The organism is Kitasatospora sp. NPDC059088 (assembly GCF_042738155.1).
In the GTDB taxonomy this organism is placed as follows: domain Bacteria; phylum Actinomycetota; class Actinomycetes; order Streptomycetales; family Streptomycetaceae; genus Kitasatospora.
Genome location: NZ_JBHYGR010000074.1, coordinates 1 through 8,941, shown reverse-complemented (window position 1 = coordinate 8,941; position 8,941 = coordinate 1). Strand labels below are relative to the sequence as shown.

Sequence of the window (8,941 nt, the reverse complement as noted above, 5' to 3'; positions counted from 1 at the left end):
CGGCGCAGCCAGCGCCCGGCCCCACCCCGCGCGAGGGCGCCCGCCCCCCCCCCCCGACGACTGCTGCGGCGGGTCAGCGCCTGCGCACGCCCTGCGCCAGCTCCCCGGCCAGCGCGCGGACCGCGGCCAGTCCGGCGGCCTCGTCCGCACCGGCCTCCAGGATCCGCTTCACGAACGCGGAGCCGACGATCACCCCGTCCGCGAACCGGGCGACCTCGGCCGCCTGCACGGCGTCGGAGACGCCGAGCCCGACGCAGACCGGCAGGTCGGTGGTGGCCCGGGTCCGGGCGACCAGGTCCTCGGCCAGCGAGCCCACCGCCGACCGCGTCCCGGTCACCCCCATGACGGCGGCCGCGTAGACGAAGCCGCTCCCGGCCGCCGTGACCTCCGCCAGCCGCGCGTCCTTGCTGCTCGGCGCGACCACGAACACGGTGTCCAGCCCGTGCTCGTCCGCCGCCTTGCGCCACTCCTCGGACTCCTCCACCGGGAGGTCCGGCAGGATGCACCCCGCCCCGCCCGCGGCGGCCAGGTCGGCCGCGAAGCGCGCCACCCCGTACCGGTCGACCGGGTTCCAGTAGGTCATCACCAGCACCGCCGTCCCCGGGTGGGCGGCGGCCGCCTCCTGGACGGTCCGCAGCACGTCCTTGATCCGCACCCCGCCCCGCAGCGCGATGTCGTCCGCGGTCTGGATCACGGCCCCGTCCAGGACCGGGTCGGAGTGCGGCAGTCCGATCTCGACGACGTCGCAGCCGCCCTCGATCAGCGCGTCGACCGCCCGGATCCCGCCGTCGACCGTGGGGAACCCGGCCGGGAGGTACCCGATCAGCGCGGCCCGGTCCTCGGCCTTGGCCGCCGCCAGCACGGTGCTCAGCTTCGAAGCCATGATCACTTACCCCCCTCGGCCGCGCCGCCGGCCGCTTCGCCGGAACCGGCCGGCGCGTCGTACAGCCCGAAGTACTGGGCCGCGGTGTGCATGTCCTTGTCGCCGCGCCCGGAGAGCGAGACCAGGATGGTCGCCTCCGGTCCGAGTTCGCGGCCCAGCTCCAGCGCGCCGGCCAGCGCGTGGGCGCTCTCGATGGCCGGGATGATCCCCTCGGTGCGGGAGAGCAGCCGCAGCGCCTGCATCGCCGCGTCGTCGGTGACCGGCCGGTACTCGGCCCGCCCGGTGTCCTTGAGCCAGGCGTGCTCCGGCCCGACGCCGGGGTAGTCCAGCCCGGCCGAGATGGAGTGCGACTCGATGGTCTGCCCGTCCTCGTCCTGGAGGACGTACGTCCGGGAGCCGTGCAGCACGCCGGGGTCGCCCTTGGTCAGGGTGGCCGCGTGGCGGGGGGTGTCGGCGCCCTCGCCGGCCGCCTCGCAGCCGATCAGCCGCACGCCGGCGTCCGGGATGAACTCGTGGAAGATGCCCATCGCGTTGGAGCCGCCGCCGACGCAGGCCACGACCGCGTCGGGCAGCCGCCCGGTCCGGTCCAGCACCTGCTGGCGCGCCTCGACGCCGATGACCCGGTGGAAGTCGCGGACCATCATCGGGAAGGGGTGCGGCCCGGCGACCGTCCCGAACAGGTAGTGGGTGGAGTCGACGTTGGCGACCCAGTCGCGGAAGGCCTCGTTGATGGCGTCCTTGAGCGTCCGCGAGCCGGACTTGACGGCGACGACCTCGGCCCCGAGCATCCGCATCCGGGCGACGTTGAGCGCCTGGCGCTCGGTGTCGACCTCGCCCATGTAGATGGTGCAGTCGAAGCCGAACAGGGCGCAGGCGGTGGCGGTGGCCACCCCGTGCTGGCCGGCGCCGGTCTCGGCGATGATCCGGGTCTTGCCCATCCGCCGGGTGAGCAGGGCCTGGCCCAGCACGTTGTTGATCTTGTGCGAGCCGGTGTGGTTGAGGTCCTCGCGCTTGAGCAGGATCCGCGCGCCGCCCGCCTCGGCGGAGAAGCGGTGCACGTCGGTCAGCGGGCTCGGGCGCCCGGTGTAGTCCTTGAGCAGCCCGTCCAGCTCGGCGGTGAAGGCCGGGTCGGTCTTGGCCTTCTCGTACTCCTCGGCGACCTGCTCGACCGCGGCGACCAGCGCCTCGGGGATGAAGCGGCCGCCGTACGCGCCGAAGTAGCCGCGGGCGTCCGGCACCTGGGCGCCGGGCAGGTAGTCCTTCTCGGACATGTGGTTTCCCTTGACGGAGATGGATGACGGTGACGTCTGGTTCGGCTGGTTCAGCCGCGCGTCGTGCGCCATCGCCGTCCGGGTACCTGACCGGGCTCGCACCCGATCACGTACCGCACCCGACGCCCCAGCACCCGGCGTGCGGGCGCGCGGCAGCCGCGCGGGCGGCAGCCGGGGGCGAGTCGGGTGGCGATCTTCATCGGGGCGGTGTCAGTCCTTGTGCCGGACGGCGGGGTGGGCACCGGCCGCGACCAGGTCGGCGACCGCGGCCCGCGGGTCCTTGCCGGTCACCAGGGACTCGCCGACCAGCACCGCGTCGGCGCCCAGGTTGGCGTAGCTGATCACGTCCAGCGGGCCGCGCACGCCGGACTCGGCGATCTTGACGATGCCGTCCGGAATGGCGTGGGCGACGTTCTCGAAGGTGTTGCGGTCCACTTCGAGGGTCTTCAGGTTGCGGGCGTTGACGCCGATGATCCGCGCCCCGGCGTCCACCGCGCGCCTGATCTCCTCCTCGTCGTGCACCTCGACCAGCGGGGTGAGGCCGATCGACTCGGCGCGCTCGATCAGCGACACCAGGGCCGGCTGGTCGAGGGCGGCGACGATCAGCAGCGCGAGGTCGGCGCCGTGGGCGCGGGCCTCCCACAGCTGGTAGGCGGTGACGATGAAGTCCTTGCGCAGCAGCGGGGTGTCCACCTCGGCGCGGACGGCGTCCAGGTCGGCGAGCGACCCGCCGAAGCGGCGCTGCTCGGTCAGCACGCTGATCGCCGCGGCACCGCCGGCCGCGTAGTCGCGGGCCAGGGCCGCCGGGTCGGCGATCGAGGCCAACGCGCCCTTGGACGGGCTGGAGCGCTTGACCTCGCAGATCACCCGGATCCCGTCGCCCTTGAGGGCGGCGACGCCGTCCTTGGCCTCCGGGGCCTTGGCCGCGAGCGCCTTGAGCTCGTCCAGGGAGACCCGGGCCTGCCGCTCGGCGAGGTCCTCGCGGACCCCTTCGATGATCGAGTCGAGCACACTCACTCAGGAGCCCCCATCATTTCTGCTGGTTCGCCAGCGCGAGCCGGACGGGCAGGAGCCCGTCGGCCCTTCGATGGTATCGGCACCCGGGTGCGCACAGCGCATCCGCCCGGCCCGCGTCTCGCGGAACGGGACACTCCCCGGTACGGCTCTCAGCTGCGGCTTCACCGGCTCTCCACCGGCCGGGGCCGGGCCGGCCCCGGGTCGGCGCCGGCCCGCCGGGCCCGGCTCAGACCACCGGCGGAGCCAGCCCGGCGCCCACCGGCAGGTTCCGCACCACCGCGAACACCAGCACCAGCAGGCCGATCAGCGCCCAGCGCCGACCTCCCACCGAGACCCGCACCGGCGGCCCGCCGGTCAGCGCCGCCCAGGCCCAGCGCAGCCAGAGCAGCGCCAGCACCGTGAACAGCAGGACGGCCACCGCGTTGTCGTGCAGCGCGCCGGTCAGGTCCCCGTGGGCCAGCGCGTGGACGCAGCGCAGGCCCCCGCAGCCGGGGCACCACCAGCCGGTCGCGGCCAGGAAGGGGCAGTCGGGGTAGTGCCCGGGGGCGTTCGGGTCCACCGCCGCGACGTACCCGGCGGGAACGGCCACCGCCGCCAGCGCGGCCAGCGGCGGGACCGTCCGGCGCAGCACGGGCGGCGGGGCGGGGGTGGTGGGGGCGGCGTTCACGCCCCGATTGTGCCCGCGCCGGGCCCGGACGGAACGAAACGGCGGGCGTGGCGCGCCCGCCGTTCGGTTGTGCGAATACCCGCTGGTCAGGCGGCGACGGCCTCGCGGGCCTCGACGGCCGCCCGACGGGCGGCGTGCTGCTCCGCGACCGACTTGTAGACGTTGGTGCTGGCCTGCTTGCCCATGCCGGCCATCGACATGGCCTTGCCGACGATGCCGCCCACCAGGACGACCGCCAGACCGGCCCAGACGAGCAGCGGCGACGGCAGGATCATCGCGACGCCCGCGATGCCGAAGCCGACGAAGGAGATGACGACGCCGGTCCAGGCGGCGGGGTTGTGGCCGTGTGCTGCTGCTGACATCGATGGTGCTCCTAGGCTCTCGGGGCCCGGCCGGGCCTGCGGGGCCGCCGGCGGGTTGACGGTTCCCATTGTGCCGGGCCACACACCGGCCCCCCAAAGCGGGTGGCCCGTCTATCGCGTCACACCACGGCGGGCGCCGCACAGCAGCGGGCGCCGCGCGGAGGCGGACGCTACCCGGAGGCGGGCGCTACCCGGCGGTCGGGTCCTCGCCGCGGTCCAGGGCCTTCCACAGGTCACCGGGGGTGTCGGCCTTCGCCGGGGCCTTGCGGGTCGGCGCCTCGTAGCGGCTGCCCATGGCCGGCCAGCCGCGGCCGTGGCGCAGGGTGATCAGCCCGGCCACGGCGAGCAGCAGTCCGCCGGCCAGCGCGACCCAGGGCCAGCCGGTGTGCGACACCTCGGTGGCGGTGGAGCCGGCCAGCGCCAGCTTGCCGGAGGCGGCGCTGTCCAGCGCGGCGGTGTCCGAGGCCCCGGCCACCGAGGCGGCGGCCGCGCCCAGCCCGGCCAGCAGGGTCAGCGCGCCGACCGCGAGCCGGCCCGCGCCGCGCACCGCGAACACCGCGACGGCCGCGGCCAGGCCCACCAGGGCCAGCCCGCCGGGCAGTTCGGAGATCTTGCCGCCGGTGACGGACACGTCCAGGGTGCCGGCCCGGCCCTCGGCCCAGGTCCGCCCGGCCGCGGTAAGCACCAGCACGGCGCTCAGCACGGTCAGCAGCAGCATCACGCCGAGCGTGCGGCGGCCTGCCCCGGACGGGGCGGGAGCGGCGGGGGCGGGGGTCTGGTCTGCAGCGGTCACCCGTCCACTATCCCCCGGGCCACGCCCCGCGCCGTACCCGGGGTGGGGAACTCGTCCGTGCGCAGCACCACCGTGCGCCCGCCCAGCGGCAGGAACAGGTCGTTGCCGAAGGGCACCCGTTCGGCCTCCCGGTACACCCCGCCGGGGGACGGCGCGGTGTGCACGGTGCAGGCGGCGGCCGCCGGGTCGACCACCACGTACAGCGGCACGCCGCTCTCCGCGCAGGCCCGCGCCCAGGCGTGGTCGCGGCCGGGGTGGGCCACCTCCAGCACCACCTCGGCCGCGGCGGCCGCGTACCGGCCCCGGGCGTTGTGGACGGCGCCTGCGGCGAGGACCACCAGGTCCGGGGCGAGCGGGCCGTGCGCGGCCGGGAAGTCGATCAGGACGCTGGACAACACCCGTCCCCGGCCCCCGAGTTCGCCCCGGATCTGGACGGCCGCGCCGAACACGGCCTCCCAGCGCAGCTCGTCGTACGGCAGCTCGGGCATCCGGCCGCCTCCTCACGCCTCAGGACAGTTCCGGCCTCCGCAGCGTATTGGCGGTGGCGACGGCCCGCAGCACGGCGGCCGCCTTGTTGCGGCACTCGGTGTCCTCGCCGTGCGGGTCCGAGTCGGCGACCACGCCGGCGCCCGCCTGCACGTACGCGGTGCCGTCGCGCAGCACCGCGGTGCGGATCGCGATCGCGGTGTCGGAGTCCCCGGCGAAGTCCAGGTAGCCGACGCAGCCGCCGTACAGGCCGCGGCGGGTGGGCTCCAGCTCCTCGATGATCCGCATCGCCCGCGGCTTGGGCGCGCCGGACAGGGTGCCCGCCGGGAAGCAGGCCGTCAGCACGTCGAAGGCGCTGCGCCCGGGGGCGACCTTGCCGGTCACCGTCGAGACGATGTGCATCACGTGGCTGTAGCGCTCGATCTGCATGAAGTCGACCACCTCGACGCTGCCCGGCTCGCAGACCCGCCCCAGGTCGTTGCGGCCCAGGTCGACCAGCATCAGGTGCTCGGCCCGCTCCTTGGGGTCGGCGAGCAGCTCGGCGGCCAGCGCCGCGTCCTCGTGCGGGGTCGCGCCGCGGTGCCGGGTGCCGGCGATCGGGTGCAGCATCGCCTCCCCCTCGGTGACCTTGACCAGCGCCTCCGGGCTGGAGCCGACCACGTCGAAGCCGCCCTCGGCGCCGCCGTCCGGACCGGGGAAGCGGAACAGGTACATGTACGGGCTCGGGTTGGTGGTGCGCAGCACGCGGTAGACGTCCAGGGCGGAGGCCGGGCAGGGCGCCTCGAAGCGCTGCGAGGGCACCACCTGGAAGGCCTCGCCGGCCCGGATCCGCTCCTTGACCTCCTCCACCGCGGCCCGGTACGGCGCCCCGCCGAACGGCGAGTGCACCTCCCCCGGGCCGGCCGGGGTGAAGGTCGCCAGGCCCGGGTCGACCGGCTTCAACAGGCCGGCCTCCATCGCGTCCAGGCGCGCCACCGCGTCCGCGTACGCCTCGTCCACGCCGCTCGCCAGGTCGTTGTGGTTGACGGCGTTGGCGATCAGCAGCACCGTGCCGTCGGAGTGGTCGAGCACCGCGAGGTCGGTGGCCAGCAGCATGGTCAGCTCGGGGAGCCCGAGGTCGTCCGGGTTCAGGTCCGGCAGCTTCTCCAGGCGGCGGACGACGTCGTACCCGAGGTAGCCGACCAGGCCGCCGGTCAGCGGCGGCAGGCCGTCGTCGGCGCGCCGCGGGGTGTGCAGCGCCTCCAGGGCGGCCCGCAGCACCTCCAGCGGGTCGCCACCGGTCGGGATGCCGACCGGCGGGGTGCCCAGCCAGCGGGCGCCGCCGTCGGGGTCGACGGTCAGCGCGGCGGCGCTGTGCACGCCCACGAAGGAGTAGCGCGACCAGTTGCCCTGCTCGGCGGACTCCAGCAGGAAGGTGCCGGGCCGCTCCTCGGCGAGGCTGCGGTACAGGCCGATCGGGGTGAGGCCGTCCGCGAGGAGCCTGCGGGTGACGGGGATGACCCGGGTGTCGACGGCGAGCTTGCGGAAGGCTTCGAGGTCCATGCGGGGCGGCACCTTCTGGATTCTGGAGTCGGCTGTGGTCGGGGTGGGTCAGGAGAGCGGGAGGACGTCGGCGTCGAAGCAGGTCCGGTCGCCGGTGTGGCAGGCCGCGCCGGTCTGGTCGACCTTCACCAGCAGGGTGTCGCCGTCGCAGTCCAGGGCCACCGACTTGACCGCCTGGACGTGACCGGAGGTGTCGCCCTTCACCCAGTACTCGTTGCGGCTGCGGCTCCAGTAGGTGCAGCGGCCGGTGGTGAGCGTGCGGTGCAGCGCCTCGTCGTCCATCCAGCCCAGCATCAGCACCTCGCCGGTGTCGTACTGCTGCGCGACGGCCGGGACCAGGCCGTCCTCGGTGCGCTTGAGGCGGGCGGCGATCGCGGGGTCGAGCGCGGTGGAGCCGGGGGCGGCGGGTGTGGTGGACATGGGGCCATTGTGTCAGCCCCTCCGGGCCGCGAACCGCTCCGTCCGGGCGGTGAACCGTTCGCGGGCGTCCCGTTCGGGGTCAGTTCCGCCAACCGCCTGCCGGGGGCGGCCCCGGTGGTCCATCCTCGGGGCCATGACCTCCGAGCAGCAGCCGCCCGAAGCCGCCGCCACCCGTCCGCCCCGGAGCCTGGTGATCACCGTCGCCGCCGTCCTGGCCGTACTGCTCGCGGTGGTGGCCACCGTGCTGCTCTGGCCCGAGGACGCCCCGAAGCCCACCGCCGCCCCGCCCCCGCCCTCGGCCACCCCGACCCCCACCCCCACCCCGACCCCCACCCCCACCCCCACCAAGCCGCAACCCCCGTACGCCTGGTTCCCGGTCGGCACCTGCTTCGACCACCCCCAGCTCAGCCCCGTCATCACCAAGGCCGAACAACGCCCCTGCGCCGGCGACCACGACGGCGAGGTCATCGCGAACCTCCAGCTCCCCGACGGCCTCACCGGCGAGATCCCTCTCGCCCTCGCCATGCGCGACGGCTGCAAGACCGCCGAGACCACCGCCGAATCCCACCAACCCCCCGGCCGGACCTACTACCCCCGCCAGTTCGGCCCCGCCCTGGCCAACTACAAGGACGGCTGGCGCGACTACACCTGCACCCTCACCGCCGGCAACAAACAGGGCAGCCCCAAACTCACCGCCCCGCTCCACCCGTAGACAGCGGGAAGGCCCCGGCCCGCACAGGACACGCCCTAGGCTGGCGGCATGTCGAACCACGCGCTCGCTGAGCGCCACCGCCTCGCCGAACTGCTCGCCGCCGCCGGGCCGGACGCGCCCACGCTGTGTGCCGGGTGGAGTACCCGGGACCTGGCCGCGCATCTGGTGGTCCGGGAACGCCGGGCCGATGCGGCGGCGGGGATCCGGGTCGGCGCCCTGGCCGGTCACACCCAGCGGGTGCAGGACGGGTACGCGCAGCGCCCGTACGAGGAGCTGGTGCGGTTGTTCCGGGCCGGGCCGCCGGTGTTCTCGCTGTTCGCGCTGCCCGGTGCGGACGAGGTGGCGAACACCGTGGAGTACTTCGTGCACGCCGAGGACGTCGCCCGGGCGGGCGACGACCGGGCGGTGCGGCCCGTCCCGCCCGGCCGGGCCGAGGCCCTGTGGCGGCGGCTGCCGATGATCGCGCGGTTCGAGGCGGGCCGCCGTTCCCCCGTGCGGCTCGCGCTGACCCGCCCGGACGGGCAGTCGCTGACGGTCGGTCCGGCCGGCGCCCCGGTGGTCCGGATCACCGGCGAACCGGGTGAGCTGGTCCTGTTCGTCTACGGCCGCGGGGCCCGCACCGAGCTCGCCGTGGACGGTGACGGGGACGCCGTCGAGGCGCTCCGGCACGTCCTGCCGCTCCCGTAGAAGGCGGGCCCAGGGTCCGTCTTCGAACTCCCGTCGTCCGCCCGCCGGGCGGGCGGGGCGGCGTTGGGGTGCGTGCATCGCAAGGCGGAGGAGGGAGCCCA

At 75.2% G+C, this 8,941-nt stretch carries 12 protein-coding genes; 2 read left to right on the top strand and 10 right to left on the bottom strand.

Features of this window, described 5'->3' with window-relative positions; genetic code table 11:
• Positions 1-73 precede the first annotated feature (73 nt).
• The 10 genes from trpA to hisI all read right to left on the bottom strand — a co-directional run bounded on the left by trpA (position 74) and on the right by hisI (position 7,441).
• The gene (gene trpA, locus ACFWXO_RS28295; RefSeq protein ID WP_380527018.1) at positions 74-883 is read right to left on the bottom strand and encodes a tryptophan synthase subunit alpha; all 810 of its coding nucleotides are present in this window, start codon (positions 881-883) and stop codon (positions 74-76) included.
• A 2-nt stretch (positions 884-885) separates the two neighbouring features.
• Positions 886-2,154 carry a tryptophan synthase subunit beta gene (gene trpB, locus ACFWXO_RS28290; RefSeq protein WP_380527016.1) on the bottom strand — a complete coding sequence of 423 codons (1,269 nt, stop codon included), beginning with the start codon at positions 2,152-2,154 and terminating at the stop codon, positions 886-888.
• 50 nt (positions 2,155-2,204) lie between these two features.
• A complete protein-coding gene (gene trpM, locus ACFWXO_RS28285) occupies positions 2,205-2,354 on the bottom strand; it encodes a tryptophan biosynthesis modulator TrpM (RefSeq protein WP_375893354.1) in 150 nt (49 codons plus the stop codon).
• A gap of 10 nt (positions 2,355-2,364) precedes the next feature.
• On the bottom strand, positions 2,365-3,171 hold the full coding sequence (gene trpC / locus ACFWXO_RS28280; RefSeq protein WP_375893352.1) for an indole-3-glycerol phosphate synthase TrpC: 807 nt from the start codon (positions 3,169-3,171) through the stop codon (positions 2,365-2,367).
• Positions 3,172-3,397: 226 nt separating this feature from the next.
• Positions 3,398-3,838, bottom strand: coding sequence for a DUF2752 domain-containing protein (locus tag ACFWXO_RS28275; protein WP_380527013.1), 441 nt, complete (start codon positions 3,836-3,838; stop codon positions 3,398-3,400).
• 86 nt (positions 3,839-3,924) lie between these two features.
• Positions 3,925-4,200 (bottom strand): HGxxPAAW family protein, encoded by a 276-nt coding sequence (locus tag ACFWXO_RS28270; RefSeq protein ID WP_375893350.1) that lies wholly within the window; start codon positions 4,198-4,200, stop codon positions 3,925-3,927.
• A 187-nt stretch (positions 4,201-4,387) separates the two neighbouring features.
• Complete coding sequence (locus tag ACFWXO_RS28265; protein ID WP_375893348.1) at positions 4,388-4,993, bottom strand: TIGR02234 family membrane protein; 606 nt, start codon at positions 4,991-4,993, stop codon at positions 4,388-4,390.
• Positions 4,990-5,481, bottom strand: coding sequence for a Uma2 family endonuclease (locus ACFWXO_RS28260; protein WP_375893347.1), 492 nt, complete (start codon positions 5,479-5,481; stop codon positions 4,990-4,992). The genes ACFWXO_RS28265 and ACFWXO_RS28260 overlap by 4 nt, the downstream gene beginning before the upstream one ends.
• 19 nt (positions 5,482-5,500) lie before the next feature.
• Complete coding sequence (locus ACFWXO_RS28255; RefSeq protein WP_380527010.1) at positions 5,501-7,021, bottom strand: anthranilate synthase component I; 1,521 nt, start codon at positions 7,019-7,021, stop codon at positions 5,501-5,503.
• Between the two features lie 48 nt (positions 7,022-7,069).
• Positions 7,070-7,441 carry a phosphoribosyl-AMP cyclohydrolase gene (gene hisI, locus ACFWXO_RS28250; RefSeq protein ID WP_375893343.1) on the bottom strand — a complete coding sequence of 124 codons (372 nt, stop codon included), beginning with the start codon at positions 7,439-7,441 and terminating at the stop codon, positions 7,070-7,072.
• Positions 7,442-7,574: 133 nt separating this feature from the next.
• On the opposite strand from hisI, the gene ACFWXO_RS28245 reads away from it, so the two are divergent.
• Positions 7,575-8,153 carry a hypothetical protein gene (locus ACFWXO_RS28245; RefSeq protein ID WP_380527008.1) on the top strand — a complete coding sequence of 193 codons (579 nt, stop codon included), beginning with the start codon at positions 7,575-7,577 and terminating at the stop codon, positions 8,151-8,153.
• Positions 8,154-8,201: 48 nt separating this feature from the next.
• The gene (locus ACFWXO_RS28240; RefSeq protein WP_375893340.1) at positions 8,202-8,840 is read left to right on the top strand and encodes a TIGR03085 family metal-binding protein; all 639 of its coding nucleotides are present in this window, start codon (positions 8,202-8,204) and stop codon (positions 8,838-8,840) included.
• The last annotated feature ends 101 nt before the right edge of the window (positions 8,841-8,941 follow it).

Coding starts and splice junctions, on each gene's coding strand:
- ACFWXO_RS28270 (WP_375893350.1), bottom strand. CDS start 4,200: ATGTCAGCAGCAGCACACGGCCACAACCCCGCCGCCTGGACCGGCGTC.
- ACFWXO_RS28245 (WP_380527008.1), top strand. CDS start 7,575: ATGACCTCCGAGCAGCAGCCGCCCGAAGCCGCCGCCACCCGTCCGCCC.
- ACFWXO_RS28240 (WP_375893340.1), top strand. CDS start 8,202: ATGTCGAACCACGCGCTCGCTGAGCGCCACCGCCTCGCCGAACTGCTC.
- trpA (WP_380527018.1), bottom strand. CDS start 883: ATGGCTTCGAAGCTGAGCACCGTGCTGGCGGCGGCCAAGGCCGAGGAC.
- hisI (WP_375893343.1), bottom strand. CDS start 7,441: ATGTCCACCACACCCGCCGCCCCCGGCTCCACCGCGCTCGACCCCGCG.
- trpB (WP_380527016.1), bottom strand. CDS start 2,154: ATGTCCGAGAAGGACTACCTGCCCGGCGCCCAGGTGCCGGACGCCCGC.
- trpM (WP_375893354.1), bottom strand. CDS start 2,354: ATGAAGATCGCCACCCGACTCGCCCCCGGCTGCCGCCCGCGCGGCTGC.
- ACFWXO_RS28260 (WP_375893347.1), bottom strand. CDS start 5,481: ATGCCCGAGCTGCCGTACGACGAGCTGCGCTGGGAGGCCGTGTTCGGC.
- ACFWXO_RS28255 (WP_380527010.1), bottom strand. CDS start 7,021: ATGGACCTCGAAGCCTTCCGCAAGCTCGCCGTCGACACCCGGGTCATC.